This is a genomic window from Priestia endophytica, assembly GCF_026790145.1.
Classification (GTDB): domain Bacteria; phylum Bacillota; class Bacilli; order Bacillales; family Bacillaceae_H; genus Bacillus_I; species Bacillus_I endophytica_A.
Window position 1 is genome coordinate 200852 of sequence record NZ_JALAMS010000011.1, and the last position, 24026, is coordinate 224877.

Sequence of the window (24026 nt, forward strand, 5' to 3'; positions counted from 1 at the left end):
TTTCCCTCATCTCTTTCATCCTATCCCTGTTGTCAGCCATCAAAAGAGGCGTCTCCTCTCTACACTTTATGCACTTCACTTACGGAAGCGTATTCTTCCTTATGAGAAGTTGAAAAATCCGTTACTTTCCCTTTCATACTCTGTAAAAGCTTTGTTTCTATTTCTCCTGTCATTGCTGGACTTTTCACAAATGCAACTTGCTGTAAGGCTTTATTAAGCGTTTGAACAGAAAGCTTTCGTTGACCGCTTCTTTGATGAAAACATGCTTTGATTTTTAAGGAAGAAATTCGCTCACTTCTATCGTCTAGTGATCCCTCTTCCTCATAAACTTCCTCATACTCATAAATCATGTTTTGCATAAAAAGATAGTTAGCGAGAAGCTGACGTTTGTATATACTTTCAAAAGAGGAGGAGAAAGCTTTCTTTAAGAGTCCTGCCCCTTCTCGGTATCGCTCTTGTAGAAGATAGTAAGAACTTATATAAAGCATTGTGAGACAAACTAAATCACTCTGGACACTATTATCCTTATCAAGCGTTTTCATTTGATCTAACAACTCTTTTTTCATTTTAGAGAAAGCCTCATTGTGAAGCTCTGTTACCTTCTCCACACTTTCTAAATAGTGACGAGCTTTTATCATATTCGCGTAGAGGCGACTCGTATTGTCATTTTTAAATAAAAGAGTAAGACTATACCCATCAGAATACTCTTTATGATATGTTGCTGGTGTAAGCGATATAACAGCTACAACAAGATTAGAAAGGCCAAGAAGGATAGAGAAGAAAGAGCCGTTTATGAAGAAAGCTACAAAGGCCCCGATAAAGACGAGAACATTAAGCATACTTCCTGACAAAAAATAACCTATATATCTCTTTCTCATTTTTTCATATTCAGACATCCCTGGCGTCATCACAACTTGACCCCAGTTAACCCAGCTCTTGTTCTCTGTCACTTGGAATTTATCCCTCTGTTTAGATACAACAAGAGGACCAATTACAAAACGTTCAAATGTATAACCATTTGCTTTACAAAATAAGAAATGACCAAGCTCATGGCAAAGAACAGCAAGTAAAATAGCAAGAAGTGGGAGCACTCCAATAACGACAAAAATCCCCCAATCAAACGTAACATAAGTAATGAAAGTGAAAATGATCAATAAAACAAAGTAAGGTAGCGGAAATTTAAACGTGTTCACTCTTTTCCATTCCTCCAGTTTTAGTTTCAATCTTTCATATGCTCTACTCTCTAAACGAAGTGAGACAGGTATCTTTTATGTTATGTTTCGTTCTCTCTCCTTCTTTCTCCTTGTTCCATTCAAAGGTTTTCAAAAAAAGAAAAATATAGGAGAGAATGGATGCTTCTTTCTAGACTTACATTTTTCGGTCAACTTTCTCAGATAATTAGTCTATTTTCTGTTCTAATCGTGCTAAATGTTGTTGTTTCTTTTTTTGTTGCTTTATCATCTTTAAGGTGAACTGTATGATAAAGCCTACAATGGCAAGAAGAATCATCATCAATAGTTGATAAATAGCATCTCCGATAGCAAAGCTTCCCATCTACTTCCCCCTTTACATACTCGAGTTAAAAATATCCAACCACCCTTATAATACCATATATCTCCAACTGTTTTAACATAAAAAAACCACCCTCTCTATTGTGATACTGTACAATAGAAAAAGTGATTTTCAGACGGATTCCGCTATTATGGTAGCTTTCACAATCGAGAAACAAACCAAATGCTTGTCCTTTGTAAAGATGAAAACAAATTACTTGTCAATTTGACTGTTCATAGCTTTCATCATTTGGTTAATTTTCTTTTGCGACGGCTTCATGCCCATTTGCATCATCATCATTTTGAGCATTTGCTCATTAATTGGTGGATTTTTCTTTAAGTAGCTCATCATATACTTACGAGCAATGAAAAATCCTAGTGCTATTCCAACAAGTAATGCTAGAACACCAACTAGAATGGGTACCCACATAGTTATATTTCCTCCTTCATGTTGTCTACATTACAGTGTACTAAAACACATTTTATTATACAACACTTCATCTACAATTTCTCTATTTTACCCAAATTTTCTTTGGTCCTCAACAGGACTTTTCAACCAATTGTAGTGTCCGTTTTCAGAATTTGTAATAAAATAGCGAGAATCATACGTTGCTAACAGTTTTAACACAAGATGCTCTATTTTATACGGGCCGTTTGCATGTAAAATCATAAGATGATCATTCATGCAAAGAGCAGCTTCACTTCCGTTTTGTTGACATACAAGAAGTGATCCTCTCATAAATACCCGAAAACGAGGAAGCCCTGCAAACCCATCTCGCAAATATTCGCGCACTTCTAAAACCGGCACAAGGTTTGTAATATAGCGTACCTGTTTTTCAATTTCTTTATAATAAACATGCTCTTTATGTTTATATTCCTTTAAAAGACCGCCAATCATTTCTGGTCTCGCCCCGTAGTGAGTCCAAAACGGCTCTTTAATTGAATAGAGTTCATAAGTTCTCAACGCTTGTTCTCCCCTTTGCGTCTTTTCCTATTATTATAAAGGGAAAAAGAAAAAAGGCTTGTCTATCGCTGACGAGGAGAAGCACTTGTTTTGTCGAATTGAAAAAAAGACTGTCATAACGACAGTCTTTTTTTCATTACTGTAGATTTTATGCGTTTAATAAATTTTTCACGCGAGCTACAACATTTTCAGGCGAGAAGCCGTATTCTTCTAATACTTTTTCTCCTGGGCCAGAAGCACCGAAACCGTCAATTGCTAGAACTTCGCCTTCTCCGCCTACATATTTATGCCAGCCGAATGAAGATCCCATTTCAATGCCAAGACGTTTTGTTACAGCGCTTGGAAGTACGCTTTCTTTATAGTCAGCTGATTGAGCTTCAAAACGATCAAATGACGGAATGCTAACAACTGCAACATCGATATTGTCTTTTTTAAGCTCTTCTTGTGCTTTCATAGCTAAACCTACTTCAGAACCTGACGCAAGTAAAAGCGCATCTGCTGTTTCTTTTTGTGCAGGAGAAACGACGTAAGCACCTTTTGAAACGCCTTCGTATGCTTCTTCGTGCGTAATATCAAGCGTTGGCAAACCTTGACGAGTAAGCACAAGCATTGTTGGTTGATCAGTAGATTCAATTGCTAAGCGCCATGCTGCTCCAACTTCCATTGCATCTGCTGGACGCAATACAGAAAGATGAGGCATTGCACGGAATGATGCAAGTTGTTCAACAGGCTCATGTGTTGGACCATCTTCACCAACAGCAATGCTATCATGTGTGAACACGTATGTTACAGGTGTTCCCATTAAAGCTGAAAGACGAATTGCTGGACGAAGATAGTCAGAGAATACGAAGAACGTACCGCCAAATGGTTTTAAACCGCCATGTAAAGCTAAACCATTTAAAGCTGCTCCCATCGCAAATTCACGAACACCGAACCAAATATTACGTCCGCTATAGTCTTCTGCTGTAAAGTCACCAGAATTTTTAATTGTTGTTTTGTTTGAACCAGCTAAATCAGCAGAGCCGCCGAAGAAAGATGGAATGTTTTCAGCAATCGCGTTTAGCACGTCTCCTGAAGATGCACGTGTTGCAACTTCTTTACCAGCCTCAAAGCTTGGTAAAATGCTGTTCCAGTCTACGTCTACTTCACCTTTTAAAGCTTTTTCAAACTGCTCAGCAAGCTCACCATGCTGCTCTTTGTATTCTGCAAAAAGCTTGTTCCATTTTTCTTCGCTTTCTTGTCCTTTTTGAACAATTGTGCTTTCAAAATGCTCGTACACTTCATCAGGCACATGGAAATCTTGTTCAAATGTCCAGCGATAAGCTTCTTTTGTTAACTTCATTTCGTCTTCACCAAGTGGTGCACCGTGAACACCTGATGTACCAGACTTGTTTGGAGAACCATAACCAATTACTGTTTTCACTTCAATTAATGTTGGACGTTTTGTATCTTTTTGTGCTTCTTCAATCGCCGCATTAATTTCTTCAATGTTGTTTCCGTCTTCAACACGGATAACTTGCCATCCATATGCTTTAAAACGATCTTCTACGTTTTCAGAGAATGAACGATCAAGTTCACCATCTAATGAGATGTCATTAGAATCATAAAGAACGATAAGACGACCAAGTTGTAAGTGTGCAGCAAGTGAAGCAGCTTCGCTTGCAACCCCTTCCATAAGGTCTCCGTCTCCACAAATCGAATATGTATAGTGGTTTACGATGTCAAAGTTCTCTTTGTTGTAAGTTGCTGCTAAATGTCTTTCACCCATAGCCATACCTACAGCCATTGCGATACCTTGTCCTAGTGGACCTGTTGTTGCTTCAACACCAGCTGTATGACGGTATTCTGGATGTCCAGGCGTTTTACTTCCCCATTGACGGAAGTTTTTGATTTCGTCCATTGATAGATCATAGCCTGAAAGGTGTAGAAGGCTATACAGAAGCATTGATCCGTGACCTGCTGATAACACGAAACGATCGCGGTTAAACCATTCAGGGTTTTTCGGATTATGATTCATAAATTTTGTCCATAAAGCATATGCCATTGGAGCTGCGCCCATCGGCATTCCAGGGTGTCCTGAGTTTGCTTTCTCAATTGCATCAATAGAAAGTGTGCGAATAGTAGTGACTGATAAATCTTCAATACGTTGTGACATTTTCTTTCCTTCCTTTCTGCTAACAAAAATCTAATAATAACTCTATCATACTAATATTGCCTTGATTTGTACAACAATTCAATAGCAATTATATCATTTCTCATTAACGCTGTTTTCACTCATAAAATACACAAAAAGGTCAGAGTATAGCACTATTTCTCCTCTAACCTTTTTATGATAACCCATTAATTTAATTTGTTACGTTTTTGACTCTCTTTTAGCTTTTTCGGTGTAACATCATTGCCTTCTGGATCGACAATTTTGACGGAATGTAAAGAATTGGTCATTGATTTACGAAAAGTTTGTAAATATTCTTGTCGTAAATTTTTTTGTTCAGAAGCTTCTTTTTCTGTTAAACCTTCTGTTTTTGCTTTGTTTGCAAGCTCATTAATTCGAGCAATTTTATCTTTTGATAACATTGTATTCTCCTTATAAAAAGTTCTCGTTTATGTACATATCGTACAAAAGAGAGGGTAAATTAGCAAGTAAGTTACCTTATTCTATTTCAATGTCCATTTTTTCATTCTCTTCTTGTTCTTTCATATGTTCCTGATAGCGACGATGAACTGTTGCTTTGCTAACATCATACCCTAATCCTCTTAGCGTTAAAGCAATATCATAAAACGTCAGCTTTTTAGCGCGAAGTCTTATAATATCTTCAATAGGAACTTCTTTTTTGTCTCGTCCACCGCTTGTTCTATTTTTTAAGTTTAGTTCAGGTTTATATCCGTTTTCTACAGCTCTCTTCATTCCCCGCTTAATTTTAAAACGAACAATTTGGCGCTGATATTCTTCAACAGCAGCTAAAATATTTAAAACCATTGTGTCACTTTCAGATAAATAAAGCTCACCTTGTTCATTCAACGTATAAACTTTAGCACCCGCTTTTTTCAGCTCATGCATAAGCGCTACTTTACTGTTGCCACGTCCAAGTCTTGTATCATCCTGTACAAGAAGCACATCTCCTTTTCCTTCTTGAAAAAGAGTGAGTGCTTCAATAATTCCATCACGTTCAACGTCATATCCACTATGACGCTCTTCAATAACTTTTATAATTTCAAAATCGTGCTTTTTAGCAAGCTCTTCTAACTCTTCTCTTTGCCTTATTAATGATGTTGTTTGACTTTCTTTTTCCGTGCTTACCCGACAATAAATAATCGCTCTCATATTTCGCCCCTACACAGTGTTTTTAATCTATTATTTCACGAAAGAAAAGAAAACAGCAAGGATCTATTACTGTGTTTTAGCAACAAGTGCATTGTTTAGTTTTTCTTTTAAAACTGGAATATAAATTTCTTCGCCTTCTTTAAGATCTTTCTTCTCTATATTGTTCTGCTTCTCGACCCAATCTATAAAATCAACAATTGAAAGCTGATGATTCCCGTGATACTCGTTCGCTAATCCCCAAAGCGTGTCACCTGATTTAACGGTAACAATAGCATATTGATCAAGCTCTGGCTCTTTTGACACGTTTAATATAATAAATGAAAAAAGTGCAAGTCCTGCAAAAAATGTGACATAGTATGTAAGTGAATTAGTCCTCTTTTTCATCTTTTTCCCACCTTCAAGAATGTATGTTCGGAATATACGTTCTTATTTTATCTCTTTCATTCTTTTATTGTCAACGGATTTTTTTCGAACTTATGTTTGTATCTATGAAAAAACCATGTTATAATCCTAGTAAGATTGAGCTAGATTTGAGGTGAATCCCAATGACAAAGTTATCGAAGAGACAGCAACAGATTTTGAGTCATATAAAAGAATGTGTAAAACTTAAAGGATATCCCCCGTCAGTACGCGAAATTGGTGAAGCAGTCGGACTTGCATCAAGCTCAACGGTTCACGGGCACTTAGCTCGCCTTGAAAGCAAAGGATTAATTCGACGTGACCCTACAAAACCGCGTGCAATCGAGATTCTGGACTTAGATCAAACAAACGATGTTCAAAAAAATAATGTTATTAATGTTCCGGTTATTGGTAAAGTAACAGCAGGACAGCCTATTACAGCTATAGAGAACATTGAAGAATATTTTCCGTTACCTGATAAATATGCGGCTCCTGATGAGCACGTATTTATGCTTGAAATTGTTGGAGATAGTATGATTGAAGCTGGAATTCTAAATGGCGATATGGTAATTGTGAGACAACAACAAACAGCAAGCAACGGCGATATTGTTGTTGCCATGACAGAAGAAAATGAAGCAACAGTAAAACGTTTCTTTAAAGAAGAAAACTATATTCGTTTACAACCTGAAAACGCCACAATGGCTCCTATTATTTTGAACAATGTTTCAATTTTAGGAAAAGTTATTGGCGTATATCGCTCGATTCATTAGAAGGCGTAAAAAATCCCTCTTACTTATTTAAAGAGGGATTTTTTACGCTATGTAGTGATCATGTACAACCTTCGCACTCGTAATAATGATCTTTTGCTTCAATAACTTTGATCAGTTTGCCAATCTTCACATCATCTTCATCTGTGAACTCAATATCTGCCACGCGCTCTAGAATTTGAGATGCTGCTTCTTCTTCACTTTGCGCAACAACGCTAAATTCTCCTTCTTTCTTTAGCGAAAGCACTTCATATTGAAATAAATAACGATTCATTTTCCCCTCTCCTTTCCTATAAAGTATATCCTAATATACACTAGCAGAAAGAATGCGCGCAAGAAATCTGATTACACTCTTTCTCTTCTGAGATGCCAAACAAAGAAAAGTTTGATACAATGTTTGCTTAAGAGTACAAATGCTACTGGCATCATGATAGAGAAAGTGGTGAAAAGCACATTGGAAAGAACCGAAAGAACAAGAAAGAGAAAAAGAAGACGTCGACCAAGATGGGGCCGCATTATTCTAGCGCTCATCCTTCTTGTAGTCGTCGCTGGAGGAATTTATAGCTTTATTCAATATAAAATAGGACTCTCTGAAGCTCAAGATGGAAGTTTCGCAAAAGACGGAGAGCTTTATGATGACTTTAATGGCTCACTTCCTAATGACGGAAAAATGAATGTCCTTTTGCTTGGAAGTGATTCACGAGGTGAAAATCACGCTCGTACAGATTCCATCCTTATTGCACACTATGATCAAGACGCAAAACAACCTAAAATCGTTTCCCTTATGAGAGACATGTATGTTGACGTTCCAGGACACGGAAAACAAAAATTAAATTCTGCCTTTGCTTTTGGAGGACCTGAGCTTTTACGTAAAACAATTGAAGAAAACTTCGGTGTTGATATTAACTACTATGCTGTCGTAGACTTTCAAGGCTTCCCAAAAGTCGTGGACGCGATTGCTCCAGACGGTATTACCGTAACCGTTGAAGAAGAAATGTCTTCTGGTATTGGTATGACCCTTCATGAAGGAAAACAAACATTACATGGTGACAAACTTCTGGGCTATGTTCGCTTCCGTCACGATAGTTTAAGCGATTTTGGACGTGTTCAACGTCAGCAAGAAGTGCTAACAAAACTGAAAAAAGAAGCCGCAAGCATTGGCAGTGTCTTCAAACTTCCAAAATTGCTCGGCCTTACAGATCCGTATGTTGATACAAACATTGATCAAAAAACACTTCTACTCCTTGGAAAAGACTTTGCTACAGGAAGTACAAAGGAAGTTAAAACACTTCGCCTCCCTCTTGACGGTACATTTGAAAATGCCCGTGAAGACGTTGGAGCTGTGTTAAGTATTGATAAAGAAGAAAATAAAAAAGCTCTACAAGAGTTTCTTGATTAAATGAAGGAAGACTCACATTTTCATAATGTGAGTCTTTTTTTATACTAATTAATCTTTTAGAACATATATTAATAAGAACATAAATAACCTCTGTTGTATTTTCTAACAATGCTTTTTATACTTTAATGAGAGTTTCTAAAAAACAGGAGGCATGGATATGGGGGAATTTGAACGTCATAGCACCTTTTTTTCGGGTTTTCTAAACAGCAACTATTTGCGTGAAAAAGACAAACACATTTATAAAAACGAAACACCTCTTTATAAATTTAACATTATTGGTGCCGGGATGATTGGGCATGAGCATTTTAAAGCAACAATGTTAGAAGGACGTGCTTCAGTTCATGGCATATATGATCCTAACCAAAAAAGTGTCAAAGAATCCCTTCATATGATTGAGGAAAACTTTCGGGGTCATGTTGTACATGTTTATGATAATTTAAAAGCAGCGTGCGAAGATCCTGATGTTGATGGACTCATTATTTGTACCCCAAATTATACACATAAAGAAATTGTGGAAGAAGCAATGAAATCCGGAAAACATATTTTACTTGAAAAACCAATGGCAACTACGATGAAAGATGCATGGATCATTCAACAATGGGCTGAGTCTTATCAGAACGTTTTTCAAATTGGTTTGCAATATCGCTACAAAGCGCTTTATCAAGAAGTCCTTTATGAGGCAAAAGAGCGCAACTCAATTGGAAATATAAAAACGATGATGATGACAGAACACCGCCTTCCTTTCTTAGATAAAGTCGAGCAGTGGAATAAGTTTTCAGAACTTTCAGGCGGGACTCTTATTGAAAAATGTTGCCATTACTTTGATTTATTAAATCTATTTGCAGATGCTAAACCCTTTTCTGTTTATGCAACAGGTGGAAACGCTATCAATTTTAAAGACTTTCAATATGAAGGAAAGAAAGCTGATATATTAGATCATGCAAACGCCATCATTATTTATGAAAATGGAATACATGCTTCTTTTAATTTGTGCATGTTCTCTCCCCTTTTCCGTGAAGATTTAACGCTGTGCGGAGACCGTGGAAGACTATATGGATATGAAAATGAAGATTTTCTTCCTTATCATAAACCATCTACACATTTAGAAGTGCTTTGTGGAGAAAGCGCTCCTGCTAAGATTACTACTCCATGCTATCCTGAAATCATTCAAAATAGTGGTCATAACGGCGGAACGTACTATGAACATAGGGCATTTGTTGATGCAATTGCTGGAAAAAACACAAAAGCGGCCACTCCTGCTGAAGGATTTTGGTCTATTGCAGTCGCAAGCGCTGCTGATGAATCTATCCAAAGCGGAAAAGTCGTAAATATGCGCGAATTTCTAGATAGACACCTTTCATAAATAACGGATCTGTTACATTTTTAATGTTGATAATAAGTCAAAATTAAAGGAAACCCCATTTCTAAGGGTTTCCTTTATTCTCCTACTAACAAACCGTTCATCATACTATTAAAGCGGTGGATTTTCCATACCTAAACGAATCCAATCTTCCTTTGGTGGTCCATAAACCCCAAAAGGTTTTAGTCCTGCTTGACGCATCAAAACTGTAACTTGTCCGCGATGATGAATAATATGCTTAATTAATCCCATTAAAATCATAGCGTTTGATTCCTGTCTTCCGAACGCTTCTTGTATATGTTCTAGTGATTCATCTGTCCATTGTTCTTCAATGACTTTGGAGGCATAAGAACTTACATTTTTAAAGGTTTCAGCGATTTCTTTGGCGGAAGTTGGGACATTTCCTGCCTTTTCCACTCCATCTATCTTCAACCCGAAATGAGCTAAGTATTCTGGAATATTTATTGTGAAATGCCACGCAATTCTTCCTAAGGTACGACCTTCTGGATAAACTTGTTGTTTTAACGAATGGTCTGTCAAACCATCTAAAACCTTTTGAGTTAATAAGGCTTCTTTATTCCACTCTCTAATAAAGTCTGCAATCGTTACATACATATGTAATACCTCCATAATCAATTTTCATTTTGGAAACCACATTCTAAAACGGTCGTTCTCGTTTTTCAAATGTCCTTTTTCAGTAAGTTTTTAAACGCTTTGCTCACCTTTGTAACTGAAACGAACGTTTGTTCCCTTTTGATTATAGCAATACTTCTAAAAGGAATCAAATATTAATACTTAAATAAACACCAAAAAAGCCGATGCATAAGCATCGGCTTTTTATTAATGTGCGCGCTGTTCAACGTTTACTCGTTTAATAAAGAACGAGATAACCAAACCAATAACAGCAACGATAATCGCAAAGATAAAGGCATGTTGAACGCCATTTGTAAACGCAAGAAGTTGGTTGAGCGGATCTTTTTGATCAGACACTGTTTCAAGGAAGCTTCTTCTTCCTGAAGAAAGGATTGAAATTCCTATCGCTGTACCAATCGCTCCTGCTACTTGTTGTAATGTGTTCATAATTGCTGTTCCATCTGGATATAGCTCAGGTGGAAGCTGGTTCAGTCCATTTGTTTGAGCAGGCATCATAATCATTGAAATACCAATCATAAGCGCGATGTGTAATCCAACAATAAATCCTGTTGATGTCTCAAGCGTTACTGTTGAGAAACCATACATTGTTCCTGCTACAATAACAAGACCAGGAATAACGAGCCATTTAGGGCCAAAACGATCGAACAATCCACCCATAACAGGGGAAAGAATTCCGTTAATGATTCCTCCTGGAAGAAGCATAAGACCAGCTGCAAATGTTGTTAATGCTAATGATGTTTGCAAGTATAATGGTAGAATCATCATGGCTGAAAGCATAACCATCATACAAACTAAAATTAAGAGAAGCCCAAGAACGAACATTGGATATTTAAAAGCGTTCAAGTTTAACATTGGTTTATCCATCTTCACTTGACGAATAGAGAAGGCAACTAACGCTACAACTCCAATTGCAATGGCAAAAATAACGTTTGAGCTTCCCCAGCCGCCACCTTCACCAGCGCTGCTGAACCCATATACGACTCCACCAAACCCAATTGTTGAAAGGACGATTGAGAAAATATCGATTTTTGGCTTTGTTGGTTTTGTAACGTTTTGCATAAAGAAGGCACCAAACACTAATGCTACAATTAGTAACGGCAGTGAAATCCAGAAAATCCAGTGCCATGTTAAAGTTTTTAAAATTAAGCCTGAAACAGTTGGCCCAACAGCTGGGGCGAACATAATCACAAGCCCGATAATCCCCATTGATCTTCCCCGTTTGTGTGGTGGAATAATCACTAGAATGGTGTTAAACATAAGTGGTAAAAGCAAAGCTGTTCCGACCGCTTGCACAACACGGGCAATCATTAATACGCTGAACGTTGGAGCAATTGCTGCAATAAATGTGCCAATAATAGAGAACACTAGCGATGTTATAAAAAGCTGTCTTGTTGTAAACCACTGCAAAATTAAGCCTGAAATTGGGACAAGTACCCCTAATGTTAATAAGTAGCCTGTTGTAAGCCACTGTGCTGTTGTTTCATGAATCCCAAACCCTGTAATTAAATCTCTTAGGGCCATATTCAAGGCTGTTTCACTAAACAAGCCGATAAATCCAGCAATAAGAAATGATGTAATAATCGGCAGCGCTTTGATATTAGAATCCACTGCTGCATTTTGTTGATTACTCATATTAATCTGTTTTCCCCTCTCTTACGTAATTCTTTTATATGTTAATGAACAAGCAAAGCTGGCAGCTGTTTTGCGGCAGCTCGAAGCGGCCAACCGCTCTCATTTGTTTGTGCCAAAATAGACGCACCTTCAAGCAACGAATTGATGACAACAGCAAGCTCTTTTGCTCGCTCTGTTTCAAAATCAAATCGCTGTAAACATTCTGTATAAAGTGCTTGCCAGTCTTCATAAGCAGATTTGCAAACAAGACGAATGGACTCGTGAGATGATGCCATTTCAGAAGCAATCAAACCAATTTGCAGTCCATCTACACAAGCTTTTCCGTCAAAAACATCCGCAATTTTTGCTACATGATGTTGAAAAGCTTCTATTGCTGTGTCTTTCTCGCTTAAGTCTTCTCGGGCGCTCTCTAATATATGTTGCCCCATTAATTTAATCGCTTCGATAGCAATTTCTTCTTTCCCATTTGGAAAGTGATAATAAAGTGATCCTTTTGGTGCTCCGCTTTTCTCGATAATTTGGTTTAGTCCAGTGCCATGATAGCCTTGACGCTGAAACAGTTCAGACGCCGTATGTAAGATGACGTCTTTTGTGTTCCCTTTCTTCATCCAATCCTACCCTTCCTTCTCCAATTATAACAATTGGTCTATATAATAATATTGGTTTTAGATTGGACTGTCAACAACTTTGTGAAAAAATTCGTAAATGATTTTCCCTACCTTTTAATATAAGAATTTTCCTGCAAAAGATACCACTATATTTTGCAAAAATAAAACATCTAGTCTTTTTTAATTAGGCTAGATGTTTCTTAATATGTTCTAAAATCTTTGAACAGTCAGGGTGGCGTGTGAGGGCGTAAAGGAAAGTTCCTCGTTTTGAACAAAGTGTCCATCTTTTATATTCATTTCAGCATAATGAACAATTTGATCTCCATGTAAAAATACAAGCAAATTAATATCATCTCGAAAACCTAAGCCACTCCAATCCTTATAGCTTTGAACCCCAAGCTCGTTCCTCATCACCTCAACTGGTGTATATGGTGGAAAAACATACGCTTTATCCCATTGGAAATCTGTTAAAGATGCTATGTTGACATTATGAACATCACTCTGCAATGCCGTGTGTAGAGAACGTTCCAATTCTTTATGACGAATATCTTTGTAGCCTAGCATTTGTCCAACTAGTAGACAAAACATAAAAAGGAAAATATATTTCTTCACTGTATTGCTCCCATGTATTTTTTATCTATGGCATAGAGTCTACTGTACTATCAACTAAAAAGCTTAATACCGCAATCGCAACCATTGTAAAAGTTGAAGAAAGAAGCAGCTTTTTGTATACGATATGATCTGTCGACTTCTTGTAGTAAGTAAAATAAATCACTCCTCCTCCTAAAGTTGAAATTCCCCATCCCCATAACCAAGGAGCCGTATAGAGCTTTTCCCATTCAAAAAGCCACAAGTATAAAATAAAAAAATGAAGGATAAAAAGTAAAATTGAAACGGGTTTTAACATTTTTTTCATTAATGATTACTCCTCTAAAAAATCTTCCTAATAAATGACGTTTTTATATTCCATCTGTTTCATATTTTACCATATTATATTTTCAAATTACTTACAAAGATAATTTTTAATTATATTAAGTGAAGGATTTCATCGTTCTCTATAAGCGCCCACTTGCTGCAATCATAAAATTTCTCTCACACTCTGTCCCTCTATCCCATTTGCATCATTTTTCACATACTTCCCCCTGACACATACACTATAAAAGCGAGGTGTAAAATGAACGGAGACTTTGATATTCTTGGTCTTGTTATTTCTCTTTTGGACATCATTGTGATTATTTCCATTGAAGATGAACCACTTATTGGAATTGTTTTAGCTCTTTTATTAAAAATAGTATGCAAAGACAAACTCATTCGCATTTTGTTAATCTTGCTTGTGGTTGTGCTCGGTGAAGTAATGGGGGATGAATAGCCATCAATAGAATCATTCTCCTCCTCTTCACCATTCAAAATTGTCTTTGACGTATTCATTCCATATTCCTTTTTTGCTCTTGTTTAAAATTTCCCCTACAATAGAATATAGTACCTTTTATATTTTTGGAAAAGAGGAGAAAGAATGAAAAAGTTTACAGGATTAATGCCCCTTTTATCCATTCTTATCATGATTTTTGTTAATAACAATTCCCCCCTTTTTACATCTTCCTTTATCTCAACCGTTAACTCCTGCGTTTGTCTCGCGCTTACTTTCACTGTTTTTCTACATATAAAAAGAAGAACTTCCGCTAAATAACTAACGGAAGCTCCTTCTTTATTCAATCAATCCCAATCTCGCTGCAACACTATACCCAGACGAGCCAAACTTAAAGCGATTTCTAAGCTCAATCAAATTCGGACCGAAGCTTTTTTCCAATGTGTCCCGATGTTCTTTCATCATCTCGTATATATACAAGTCATGTACAATCACTTCTGTAATCGGCATCACAAGACCTGGATGCATTGTCCATGCAGCACGGCTGTCGTCACCAAGTGAGAGAATGCCTGCCACAACTTCTTGATCATCAACGCTTAAAACAATCCAACGTCCCCCATATTCTTCAGTAATTTCATCACTTGCATCATGTTCATATACTTCCGCGAAATCAAAACCAAGTGTGCCGTAAGAAACAATTAAGATTTGCACACCACGCCCGGCCGCTTCTTCGAGTTCTTTGCGTATTTCTTCTGCATCTTCCATCCAGATTTCGAGGAGAATTCGTCCTTTTGCTTCTTTAATCGCTTCTTTGGCACGATTAATAATGGCTTCATGCCCTGTAATGTTCCAAATGTTTTCTCGATTTAATGAAACATAAGAATAATGTTCAAGCGCCTCTTCTGCTACTTCAAACGATGTTTCTGCTTTTCTTTTTTTCAAGTTAATGAGCTCATGTGGAGGAAGCGGTGTGTAAAGAGCCGGGTTTTCATGACTTATCATGACTTCCCCTCTGTCAACAAGGCCACCAAGTACTTCATAAATTTTAGAGCGAGGCACGCCTGAGTTGAGAGAAATCGCGTAACCTGACAATGGTGATTTTTCTAACAACGTTATATATGCTTTTGCTTCATACTCTGTAAAATTCAGATCTTGCAAAATTTTAATAATGTCTACTTTCATGTTTTCCTCCTTCATTATCCGAGCACTATTAGAGCTATTATATCATTATTGCCCTTGACAGATAATGGCGATAATTATAAGTTATATATAGTCGCTACATTTGTAGCAACTACTTTTAGATTCAATGGAGGGGTAGAATGGATACGGTTTTGAATCAGTATGAACCAAAAGTGAAAGCAAAAAAAGTGAAAAAAGGCCTTACATTATACATAATGGCTACACTTATTGCTGTTCTCTTTTGGAGTACATCGTTTGTAGGTACAAAAATAGCTTATGCATCATTTTCTCCACTTACACTTGGTGCAGCACGTTTTATGGTAGCAGCCATCATTTTAGGAATCATCATGCTCCTAAAAAAAGACAAAACAATTCCATCACTTAAAGACATTAGCGTAATGTCACTAAGTGGTGTATTAGGAACAACGCTTTACTTTTCAATGGAAAATATCGGAGTTGAGCTTACAACAGCCTCGAATGCTGCTATTATTATTGCCGCTTATCCAGCTATTACCGCTCTTATTGAATTTATATTTTATAAAGTTAAAATCTCATGGGCTAAAGGGATAGGCATTCTAATTGCACTTATTGGGGTTTACCAAATTTCTTATAATCCGCATGTAGCAGAAAGCGGGCATGCCCTACTTGGAAACGTGATTTTAGTTTTAGCAGGTTTCGTATTTGCTTTTTATAATTTTACAACACGTAAAGTCGTTAAAAAATATTCGATGATTACGATTTCCTTTTACCAAACATTAGCAGGAGCGATTACTTTTATTCCTGTTGCTTTTATTGAAAAATCAAGTTGGAAAATGCCGACGATGGAATCATTTTTAGTGCTTCTTTATCTTGGAATATTTTGTTCTGTTGTCGCTTTTCTTCTATATAATTATAGTTTACGAAAATTATCTTCAAGTTCCGCTGTAACGCTTATGAATCTTGTTCCGATCTTTGGAGTTATCTTTTCTGTCATTGTGCTCCATGAAGTGATTCGCACAGCTCAAATTATTGGAGGCATTATCGTTATTTTCGGAGTTGTATTAAGTATGAAAGAAAGTAAAAGTGGGAAAGCTAAAAGTTAATCCCTTTCAATATAGACCGCCTAGTAGTCATTCTCTGCTAAGCGGTCTTTTTTATTTATTTTCTATCTCCCAAACGCTCCTCCATCACTCCTTGGATCTACTCCACCGTGTAAAAATCCTTGATCATCAATAACAATTGCGTGTGCATGCCCCATTACTCCATCTAAATCACTTACTCTTTTTACAAGATGACCAGCACGAGCTAGCGATTTTTCCACTTCCTCACTAATGCGCCCTTCGATTTTTAACTCTTGTGTTTCCTCTCCCCATGTTCTTCCCCATAAAAAGCGTGGAGAGCTAATCGCTTCTTGGGGATTCATTCCATAATCAATCATTCTTGTAATAAGGGCTGTTTGGGTTTGCGGCTGCCCTTCTCCACCTTGTGTTCCGTATAAAATAGAAGGGTTTCCGTTTTTACAAGCCATTGCGGGCATTAGGGTGTGGAACGTTCTTTTCTTTGGTTCTAGTGTATTCACATGATTCTCATCAAGAGAGAAAAATGATCCTCGATTTTGCATAAGGATACCGGTATCTCCTGCGATTACACCTGAGCCAAATTCAAAATAGAGGCTTTGAATAAATGACACTGCATTTCCTTGTTCATCAACAACTGCGGCATAAGCTGTATCATTTCCAATTGGCTGTGTTGTCACATCGTTTGTTTTTTCGAAAGTAATCTCATTCGCTATTTCTTTTCCATACGATTTACTTAACAAATTCTGAAGAGGAATGGCTGAGAAGTGAGGATCTGTCAAAAATTCGTTCCGATCTTGGAACGTTCGTTTTAATGCTTCGACTAACAGGTGATAATATTCATAGGAGCCGTGCGGGATAGATCGTAAATCATAATTTTCTAGCACGTTTAACGTCATTAACCCAACAAACCCTTGCGAATTCGGTGGTACTTGGTACATCGTATAACCGCGATACGTTGTTGAAAGAGGTTCAACCCATGCGCCTTGATGCTCAGCGAAATCTTCAAAGTCTAATAAGCTTCCCTTTTCTTGAAGACTCCTCACAATTCGTTTGCCAAGCTCTCCTTTATAAAAGCATTCCCGCCCTTTTTCAGCAAGCTCTTTTAGCGTATGAGCAAGGTTCTTTTGAACGAACTTTTCATTTACATCTGGCACACGCCCATTCGGAAGGAAAACAGTAGCAGTGTCAGGCTGTTCTTCAAATAACTTTAAATTGTTCAGCGTGTTTTCATGCTGATCTTTTGAAAATGGAAAGCCAAATAAGGCATAGCCGATGGCTGGTTCAAGAACTTCTGCTAGTGACATCGTCCCGTATTTTTTTAAAACAGCATCCCAGCTGTCAACCATGCCTGGGACGGTAATTGCACTTTTAATCCCTCTTGTTGGAATTGCTTTTTCTCCCCGATATTTATCTCTTGTCACTTCACGACCTGAGCGGCCGCTTCCATTATAAGCGCGCACTTTTCCCTCTTCTTTCTGCTTCATGAGCCAAAATGAATCTCCGCCAAGCCCTGTCATATGAGGATACACAACTGCTAAACAAGCACTCATCGCAACAGCCGCATCAAAGGCATTCCCGCCTCGCTGAAGAATCTTATCTCCTGCTCCAGAGGCTAAATAATGTGGACTAACGACCATTGATTTTGTTCCAACAATTGCTTCATTCATATTAAGTTTTCCTCCCCTGATTTATAGTTCTTTTTCACAGCTAGTTGTGAAACTGGACTTTCTTTTGTCCCTTTGTCTGTGAACAGAAAAGCGACAGCGCCAACGAGTAATAATGCTCCAGATAAGTAAAAACCAAGCTCAAGACTTCCTGTTCGATCTGCAAAATAGCCTGTAATATAAGGTGCAAAAATGGAAGAAAGCATGCCGCTAAAATTAAAGAAGCCATAGACCTTTGAATACATAGAAGCTGGTGTAATGTCTGCGATGTATGAGATTAGGACAGGGTCAAGAGCTAGTTTTCCAAGCAAGCCATAGAGGACTAACCCTGTAAGGAGAAGTGAATAACTTTCTGTATAAGGAATAACAATCTGCAAGAAAGCTCCTGCAACAGCTAGAGAGATAATAAGAGGCTTTTTGCTTTTCACACGATCTGAAATGTAACCAAAGAAAATGGCGCCTGGAATTGATGCCCATGGAACAAGTGAAGCAATAATGCCTGTTTGTGATCCATCAACACCACGAGCTGTCTGCAAATAATATGGCAGCCATGTTAACATTCCGAAAAAACCGTAAAGAGAGCAGAAGATAATAATATAGACGCATATATGGTTTTTAGTAAAAAGTTGCTTAAGGCTTACGTTTTCAGTTAGAACGGCAGTTGAAACTTTCTCTTCTTTATTGCCATCCCGAACAAAGACACCAATTAAAATGGCCACAATGACAGTTGGTATGGCAAACAAGTAAAATGAAAACTGCCATCCTTTATCTAACGTGTAAGTAAAATAGCTTGCCGCAATAAGACCAAGTGAAATTCCTAATGCCATCCCACTGTTAATAAGAGCTGACACAAGACCTCGGTATTTTTTCGGAGTAATGTTAGAAGAGATACCATACTGTGACCCATAGTATGTTCCTTCTCCTAACCCTGTAAGAGCACGCATAAGAAGGAATAAAGCAAACGTTGTGACTGCTCCACTTAGATATGTAGCAACCCCAAAAAGAAGATAACCTGTAACAAGGACTCTCACTCGTCCAAACTTATCTGCTAAAAACCCTGTTGGAATTTGCATAAACGCATATGAGGCAAAAAAGACGGTAGACATAAGGCCGAGCTCTGTTTGACTTAAATTCCACTTATCCCCAATATCACCCATAACAGGGGAAAGAATATTTCGATCTGCATACATGAACACCCATCCTAAGAAGAATAAAAAGATAACAAGAGCTGGATGGTTTTTTTTCATTTCGCTCACCTCTATTTTCTGAAAATTATGAATTAATTATATCCAGCTCTTTTCTCAAATGGTTTATTCTTGTTAGATTCTCTTCCATTGTTTTTTTACGTTTAGTAATTATATTTTAATTTTTCTGTTGATTCAGAAAAATAAAGTGGTAATATGTTTATAAATAGAATGTTTTTCTCTCCATACAATTACATAACGAAAGTGAGGTCGGAAATTCCTTGCATTATGATTATCACGTACCTAATTTAATTTTGGATGATGTTGATAAAACCATCCTTTCTATTCTTCATGAAAATAGCCGAGTCTCTTATACAGATCTCGGCAAAGAAGTCGGGTTATCACGCGTTGCTGTACAGGCGCGCATTAATAACTTGATGGAAAAAGGCGTTATAGAAAAGTTCACGGCGATCATTAACCCAGCTAAGATTGGGATCCATGTTTCTGCTTTTTTCAATGTCGAAGTTGAACCACAATATTTAGAAACCGTTGCTGAACAACTTTCAGAGGAGCATGCTGTCACAAGCTTGTATCATATGACAGGACCAAGCAAACTTCATATGCACGGCATTTTTGCAGACAATGGAGAAATGGAGCGCTTTTTAACCGAAAAGCTTTATCCAATGCAAGGCGTTGTGAGTGTTGACTGTCAAACACTTATTAAACGCTATAAAAGCAGAATGGGAATGAAGCTATAACAAGGGCAAACAAGGGGGAATGAAAGTGAATGCTTATAAAGAATTAATTATTGCAATGGTACGCACAGGAATATTGGGCTTTGGGGGAGGTCCATCTGTTATTCCGCTTATCCGCCATGAAGCTGTTTCACGGTACAAATGGATTGAAGATGATGAATTTGGAGAAATTTTAGCCATTGCAAATGCGTTACCAGGACCTATTGCAACAAAGATGGCCGCTTATTTAGGATACAGGGAAAAAGGAGCCCTTGGAGCAATTGTTGGGGTACTCGCTCATATTCTCCCTACGTGTCTTTCAATGGTCATCTTACTTACTGTTGTGAATGTTTTAAGCTACTCAGCCGCTGTCGCGGGCATGATTTCCGCTGTTATGCCTGTTATTGCCGCAATGCTCGGCCTTATGGCGTACGAATTTGCCGCAAAAGCAGTCAAAGGATTAGGAAAAATACTTGGCTGTATCCTTTTTGTAGTTACCTTCCTTCTTCTCCAAACAATTGCGCTTCATCCCGCATTTGTCATCGTCATCTTTCTCGCTTATGGAACAATGCATTTTAAACTAAAAAATAAATGGGCAAACAAAAATTCAAAAAGTAAGGGGTTATCCGTATGATGCTTTTACTTAGCTTATTTTTAGGTTTTTTTATTGCTAATGTACTTGGATATGGCGGAGGCCCTGCTTCAATTCCGCTGATGTATGAAGAAGTTGTTGATCGCTATCATTGGCTCACAAATGCCGATTTTTCGAATATGCTTGCTCTTGGCAACGCCCTCCCTGGACCTATTGCAACAAAGATTGCGGCATATGTTGGCTACGATGTTTTTGGATGGTGGGGATTTCTCATTGCCTTATTTGCGACCGTTTTTCCATCGGCAATTGCTCTTATTCTTCTTCTCAAACTTATGCAGCGCCATCGTCAGTCTCAAGTTGTTAAAGGGATGACTCTTCTTGTTCAGCCTGTAATTGCTATTATGATGCTTTTACTAACATGGGATATGATCAAAGATGCGGTTGGTTCAATTGGGATTTGGCAGTCGCTAATCATCGGACTGATTTCTCTTTTAGCACTCGCGAAATTTAAAATTCACCCTGCTTTTATGATTATCGCCGCATTTGCTTACGGAGGATTTGTTATTCCGCATCTTTAATCTATTCGTAAAACTCGTTATCTATAATTCAATCAAAAGAAGCACACTCACATTGAGAATGTGCTTCTTTTGATTGAATTCTTTAAAACTACTTTGACACACTGTGTTTTTCTTCTTTATACTATATATGGAATATTATGTAGGAGGAGAAAATGAATAAAACAAACTTCATCATTTTCATCACAACTTTTCTGCTTGGGACTTCTTATACGATTTTCAAAATTATAACAGGAGAAAAGATTGGATTTAACGAATTTCTTTTCTTCTCTATGTTACTTATGCTGTATCTTCCAACCATCACAACAAAAATAGAGAGAAGTGAGGAAGAGAAAAGAAAAATAGCTGAAAAAAGCTCTAAAATAAGTTACTTTCTCCTGCTTCTCTTCCTATTCCTTGCTGTCTTAGTTGAGGATATCCTAACAGGGGAAATAAATACGTTATTAGCAGGAGTTCTTGCACTTGGAATGGCTACGCTACCACTCGTAGAATTTTTGATGATGAAAAAATACCGTTCATAATCCTATTTCACACAAAAAGAGGAACGATGGAATTTTCCACAGTTCCTCTTTTTCGATACAACACAAACTATTTTAACTTTCCTGGAGCTTATTCTCTAGCTCTTTTTTTAATATTTCTGCGCCTTCATCACTTAGCACAATATTCCCTGGATACACTTTGTTATCTGAAGACACTTCTCCTGTAATGATACATTCCAAGTTAGATTTGTATTTTTGCAAAATGATTTTTTCTTCATCAATAAAAATCTCAATCGGATCTTTTTCATGAATAGAAAAGGTTCTTCTAAGTTCTTTCGGCAACACAACTCTGCCTAGTTCATCTACTTTTCTCACAATACCTGTACTTTTCATAAAACGCTCACCTCGTTTTCTTTTATTTTTACCGCCACAGCAAGTTATATAATAAATCGTTAGCAACAGGTTTAAGAGAGCGGTTGTTGTACTGGTATACTCTTTCTTTTACCTCATTACACTCCAGAGCAAACCTATTCTAGCAATCCTTTCCTTAAACCTATAAAAAAAAGAAGCGCACTCCCGCTTCCTACAAACCTTCTATTCTTTTCTCTCTCTGTTTTCGGCCATACTCTAAGCCATCATAAATTTCTCTAAATCGATTTTTTACATCTTTCAGGGATTCGATCAGCCAAGGATCAAACTGTGTTCCTTTTGCTAACTCTAAACGATAAAAATCCTCTTCAAATTTGATTCCTTGTCGATAAGAGCGGGTCGTTGTCATCGCATCAAAAGCATCCGCAATAGCCAGAACCCGAGCATCTAGCGGAATGTCTCTCCCTTTCAGACCTGAAGGATATCCTGTTCCATCCCATCGTTCATGATGATAAAGAACCCCTGCTTTTAAGAGTTGCAGTCGGCTCATTCGCTCAATCATTTGAGCTCCGACAGTTGAATGAGTTTTAATTGTTTCATATTCTTTTTCAATCAGTCTACCTTTTTTCCTTAAAATATGTTCGGAAACGTTAATTTTCCCAATGTCGTGAAGAAGTCCGCTTAGTCTAAGTCTTTTCAAGTCTTGTTCACGATAATCTGGCAAAGCGCTTGCAAGAGCAACAGCATACCGACTGACGCGCTCACTATGGCCACACGTATAAACGTCTTTTGCTTCTACTGCCACAACAAACGTATTCACAATCTCTTCGATTGTTGTCTCCGTTGAGTCTTTCACAAGATCCACTTGTCTTCTATAGATAAGATGAAGCGTTCGCAGCACGAGAAAGCTTAACGTTGATAAAATAATATACAATAAAATCCGATTTGAAATATCAATGTTATCTGCCGTATAGTTCTTTTTAGGCAGCTTTATACTGAAGAAGGCTAGCAATCCTAATCCAATCAATGAATAATAAAAAAGCGTCTTCTTTTCTCCATATATGCCAGCAAGAAGCGGTAGAAGTAAGAAAAAGCTCCATGCTTCAGAGTAGCCTGACTGAAAGTATACAACAATAAGTAGTCCAACAGAATAGATGAGAATCATATGCTGATAGATGCTAGCTTTAAAATCAATATATCTTTTTAAACTGCCCATCATAATTAAAAGAGCTAAGCAAATTAAAAAGGATGGTAAACTGGCTCTCGAGAAGTTTACTTGGAAAAGATAGAAAAACGTATTCCAAGCGCAGCTTAATCCTAAAAAAACAACAATGACCCGATAAAGGTATGTTGTTACTTTTAAACGATGATCATTAAAATAGTCCTCATACAGTTCGGTGTGTTGTGCCATTTCGAGATCTCCTCATTATTCAAAATGCCTTTTTATTGTAACATCTTTTTCCTCTTATGTGGGAAGTTTTGTAGAATAATGACTTTTCTTTACATATAGTGCTTATTTTCACTGTTTTGTTAAAGAAAAACTAAAAAAGCAGGGTTAATGTCCTTTGTTCACCTCACTATTTTCTAGAGGCTTTTTTACTTTTCATAAAAAAATGCTAAACATTGTTTAACATGTTCCGATACTTATAAATGCAGAAAGGATTTTCACTATTTGCTGATGATCCTCGAAAACTTTCCAACAATCGTGAAATTCTCCATTGTTTCCGCTCCTGTTACATATTTCGGGCCGCTGCGCAGCCACGCGTGGGCAATTAAGCGTCCGTCTTTGTCTTTTCCCGTGCCTAAATACAGCGTACCTTCAATATTTCGACGTCCAAGCATTTTCATTGCGGCAATTGCTTTCACTAAGCATTCACTTTCCCAAAAAGTATACTTACTCATAATATGAACAGCATAAGAAATATCGCGTAGCATCAGCTCATTTGAAGGATTTTCGATCATTGCTGTTTCTTCCATATACTCACCTAGCGTTGGAGCTACTTTAGCAAATGGTCTGCTTTTTAAAAACCGTCCATAGCCTAAATAAAAGAAAGCTTCTAAAAGTAAAAGCTGCTGCTCCCATTCTAGCTTTGAGAACGTTTTTAATTTATAAATTAGTTTCACTCTCTTCACTCCTTTACATTACTTTAATAAGCTTTTCACTCTGTAAA

The 24026-nt window shown here is 37.4% G+C and carries 29 protein-coding genes; 9 read left to right on the plus strand and 20 right to left on the minus strand.

Annotated elements, in window-relative coordinates; genetic code table 11:
• Positions 1-59: 59 nt before the first annotated feature.
• The 8 genes from MOC86_RS09450 to MOC86_RS09485 all read right to left on the minus strand — a co-directional run bounded on the left by MOC86_RS09450 (position 60) and on the right by MOC86_RS09485 (position 6220).
• On the minus strand, positions 60-1193 hold the full coding sequence (locus MOC86_RS09450) for a site-2 protease family protein (protein ID WP_268583933.1): 1134 nt from the start codon (positions 1191-1193) through the stop codon (positions 60-62).
• 205 nt (positions 1194-1398) lie between these two features.
• On the minus strand, positions 1399-1554 hold the full coding sequence (locus MOC86_RS09455; RefSeq protein ID WP_268583934.1) for a hypothetical protein: 156 nt from the start codon (positions 1552-1554) through the stop codon (positions 1399-1401).
• Positions 1555-1764: 210 nt separating this feature from the next.
• Positions 1765-1986: a YneF family protein gene (locus tag MOC86_RS09460; RefSeq protein WP_026009529.1), complete on the minus strand. Its 222-nt coding sequence runs from the start codon at positions 1984-1986 to the stop codon at positions 1765-1767.
• A gap of 81 nt (positions 1987-2067) precedes the next feature.
• Positions 2068-2514, minus strand: a complete 447-nt coding sequence (sirA, locus tag MOC86_RS09465; protein ID WP_234961792.1) for a sporulation inhibitor of replication protein SirA — start codon at positions 2512-2514, stop codon at positions 2068-2070.
• Positions 2515-2662: 148 nt separating this feature from the next.
• The gene (tkt, locus tag MOC86_RS09470) at positions 2663-4669 is read right to left on the minus strand and encodes a transketolase (protein WP_268583936.1); all 2007 of its coding nucleotides are present in this window, start codon (positions 4667-4669) and stop codon (positions 2663-2665) included.
• A gap of 185 nt (positions 4670-4854) precedes the next feature.
• Positions 4855-5088 (minus strand): DUF896 domain-containing protein, encoded by a 234-nt coding sequence (locus tag MOC86_RS09475; RefSeq protein WP_019392031.1) that lies wholly within the window; start codon positions 5086-5088, stop codon positions 4855-4857.
• Positions 5089-5164: 76 nt separating this feature from the next.
• Positions 5165-5836: a YneB family resolvase-like protein gene (locus MOC86_RS09480; protein ID WP_268583937.1), complete on the minus strand. Its 672-nt coding sequence runs from the start codon at positions 5834-5836 to the stop codon at positions 5165-5167.
• Positions 5837-5902: 66 nt separating this feature from the next.
• Positions 5903-6220 carry a cell division suppressor protein YneA gene (locus MOC86_RS09485; RefSeq protein ID WP_268583938.1) on the minus strand — a complete coding sequence of 106 codons (318 nt, stop codon included), beginning with the start codon at positions 6218-6220 and terminating at the stop codon, positions 5903-5905.
• A gap of 161 nt (positions 6221-6381) precedes the next feature.
• Here MOC86_RS09485 and lexA point away from each other — a divergent pair, with 161 nt between their 5' ends.
• Positions 6382-7005 (plus strand): transcriptional repressor LexA, encoded by a 624-nt coding sequence (gene lexA, locus MOC86_RS09490; protein WP_019392028.1) that lies wholly within the window; start codon positions 6382-6384, stop codon positions 7003-7005.
• Between the two features lie 58 nt (positions 7006-7063).
• Here lexA and MOC86_RS09495 read toward each other — a convergent pair whose 3' ends face one another.
• Positions 7064-7276 (minus strand): hypothetical protein, encoded by a 213-nt coding sequence (locus tag MOC86_RS09495; RefSeq protein ID WP_019392027.1) that lies wholly within the window; start codon positions 7274-7276, stop codon positions 7064-7066.
• A 153-nt stretch (positions 7277-7429) separates the two neighbouring features.
• On the opposite strand from MOC86_RS09495, the gene MOC86_RS09500 reads away from it, so the two are divergent.
• Together MOC86_RS09500 and MOC86_RS09505 are read left to right on the plus strand one after the other, a co-directional pair.
• On the plus strand, positions 7430-8401 hold the full coding sequence (locus tag MOC86_RS09500) for an LCP family protein (protein WP_268584096.1): 972 nt from the start codon (positions 7430-7432) through the stop codon (positions 8399-8401).
• A 157-nt stretch (positions 8402-8558) separates the two neighbouring features.
• The gene (locus MOC86_RS09505) at positions 8559-9764 is read left to right on the plus strand and encodes a Gfo/Idh/MocA family protein (RefSeq protein WP_268583939.1); all 1206 of its coding nucleotides are present in this window, start codon (positions 8559-8561) and stop codon (positions 9762-9764) included.
• 108 nt (positions 9765-9872) lie between these two features.
• On the opposite strand, the gene MOC86_RS09510 is transcribed toward MOC86_RS09505, so the two are convergent.
• From MOC86_RS09510 to MOC86_RS09530, 5 genes are all read right to left on the minus strand, one after another.
• Positions 9873-10376, minus strand: coding sequence for a DinB family protein (locus MOC86_RS09510; RefSeq protein WP_268583940.1), 504 nt, complete (start codon positions 10374-10376; stop codon positions 9873-9875).
• A 225-nt stretch (positions 10377-10601) separates the two neighbouring features.
• The gene (locus tag MOC86_RS09515; RefSeq protein ID WP_268583941.1) at positions 10602-12047 is read right to left on the minus strand and encodes a DHA2 family efflux MFS transporter permease subunit; all 1446 of its coding nucleotides are present in this window, start codon (positions 12045-12047) and stop codon (positions 10602-10604) included.
• Between the two features lie 41 nt (positions 12048-12088).
• Positions 12089-12655, minus strand: a complete 567-nt coding sequence (locus MOC86_RS09520; RefSeq protein WP_268583942.1) for a TetR/AcrR family transcriptional regulator — start codon at positions 12653-12655, stop codon at positions 12089-12091.
• Positions 12656-12865: 210 nt separating this feature from the next.
• Positions 12866-13267, minus strand: coding sequence for a hypothetical protein (locus MOC86_RS09525; RefSeq protein ID WP_268583943.1), 402 nt, complete (start codon positions 13265-13267; stop codon positions 12866-12868).
• A gap of 25 nt (positions 13268-13292) precedes the next feature.
• Positions 13293-13571, minus strand: coding sequence for a hypothetical protein (locus tag MOC86_RS09530; protein ID WP_268583944.1), 279 nt, complete (start codon positions 13569-13571; stop codon positions 13293-13295).
• A 258-nt stretch (positions 13572-13829) separates the two neighbouring features.
• Here MOC86_RS09530 and MOC86_RS09535 point away from each other — a divergent pair, with 258 nt between their 5' ends.
• Positions 13830-14024, plus strand: a complete 195-nt coding sequence (locus MOC86_RS09535; RefSeq protein ID WP_268583945.1) for a hypothetical protein — start codon at positions 13830-13832, stop codon at positions 14022-14024.
• Positions 14025-14360: 336 nt separating this feature from the next.
• Here MOC86_RS09535 and MOC86_RS09540 read toward each other — a convergent pair whose 3' ends face one another.
• The gene (locus MOC86_RS09540; protein WP_243518598.1) at positions 14361-15203 is read right to left on the minus strand and encodes a TrmB family transcriptional regulator; all 843 of its coding nucleotides are present in this window, start codon (positions 15201-15203) and stop codon (positions 14361-14363) included.
• A 137-nt stretch (positions 15204-15340) separates the two neighbouring features.
• On the opposite strand from MOC86_RS09540, the gene MOC86_RS09545 reads away from it, so the two are divergent.
• Entirely contained in the window at positions 15341-16282 is a 942-nt protein-coding gene (locus MOC86_RS09545) for a DMT family transporter (RefSeq protein ID WP_268583946.1), read from the plus strand.
• A gap of 62 nt (positions 16283-16344) precedes the next feature.
• Here MOC86_RS09545 and ggt read toward each other — a convergent pair whose 3' ends face one another.
• Both ggt and MOC86_RS09555 read right to left on the minus strand, forming a co-directional pair.
• Positions 16345-17925: a gamma-glutamyltransferase gene (gene ggt, locus MOC86_RS09550; RefSeq protein WP_268583947.1), complete on the minus strand. Its 1581-nt coding sequence runs from the start codon at positions 17923-17925 to the stop codon at positions 16345-16347.
• Positions 17922-19169, minus strand: a complete 1248-nt coding sequence (locus tag MOC86_RS09555) for an MFS transporter (protein WP_268583948.1) — start codon at positions 19167-19169, stop codon at positions 17922-17924. The genes ggt and MOC86_RS09555 overlap by 4 nt, the downstream gene beginning before the upstream one ends.
• Before the next feature lie 218 nt (positions 19170-19387).
• On the opposite strand from MOC86_RS09555, the gene MOC86_RS09560 reads away from it, so the two are divergent.
• From MOC86_RS09560 to MOC86_RS09575, 4 genes are all read left to right on the plus strand, one after another.
• Positions 19388-19864 (plus strand): Lrp/AsnC family transcriptional regulator, encoded by a 477-nt coding sequence (locus tag MOC86_RS09560; RefSeq protein WP_061805278.1) that lies wholly within the window; start codon positions 19388-19390, stop codon positions 19862-19864.
• Positions 19865-19883: 19 nt separating this feature from the next.
• The gene (locus MOC86_RS09565; protein WP_268583949.1) at positions 19884-20474 is read left to right on the plus strand and encodes a chromate transporter; all 591 of its coding nucleotides are present in this window, start codon (positions 19884-19886) and stop codon (positions 20472-20474) included.
• Positions 20474-21010 (plus strand): chromate transporter, encoded by a 537-nt coding sequence (locus MOC86_RS09570; protein WP_026009526.1) that lies wholly within the window; start codon positions 20474-20476, stop codon positions 21008-21010. The genes MOC86_RS09565 and MOC86_RS09570 overlap by 1 nt, the downstream gene beginning before the upstream one ends.
• A 152-nt stretch (positions 21011-21162) precedes the next feature.
• Positions 21163-21528: a hypothetical protein gene (locus MOC86_RS09575; protein WP_268583950.1), complete on the plus strand. Its 366-nt coding sequence runs from the start codon at positions 21163-21165 to the stop codon at positions 21526-21528.
• Positions 21529-21600: 72 nt separating this feature from the next.
• On the opposite strand, the gene MOC86_RS09580 is transcribed toward MOC86_RS09575, so the two are convergent.
• From MOC86_RS09580 to MOC86_RS09590, 3 genes are all read right to left on the minus strand, one after another.
• Positions 21601-21879, minus strand: coding sequence for an AbrB/MazE/SpoVT family DNA-binding domain-containing protein (locus MOC86_RS09580; RefSeq protein WP_268583951.1), 279 nt, complete (start codon positions 21877-21879; stop codon positions 21601-21603).
• Between the two features lie 190 nt (positions 21880-22069).
• Positions 22070-23266 (minus strand): HD-GYP domain-containing protein, encoded by a 1197-nt coding sequence (locus MOC86_RS09585; RefSeq protein WP_268583953.1) that lies wholly within the window; start codon positions 23264-23266, stop codon positions 22070-22072.
• Between the two features lie 257 nt (positions 23267-23523).
• On the minus strand, positions 23524-23979 hold the full coding sequence (locus MOC86_RS09590; RefSeq protein ID WP_268583954.1) for a lasso peptide biosynthesis B2 protein: 456 nt from the start codon (positions 23977-23979) through the stop codon (positions 23524-23526).
• Positions 23980-24026: the final 47 nt, after the last annotated feature.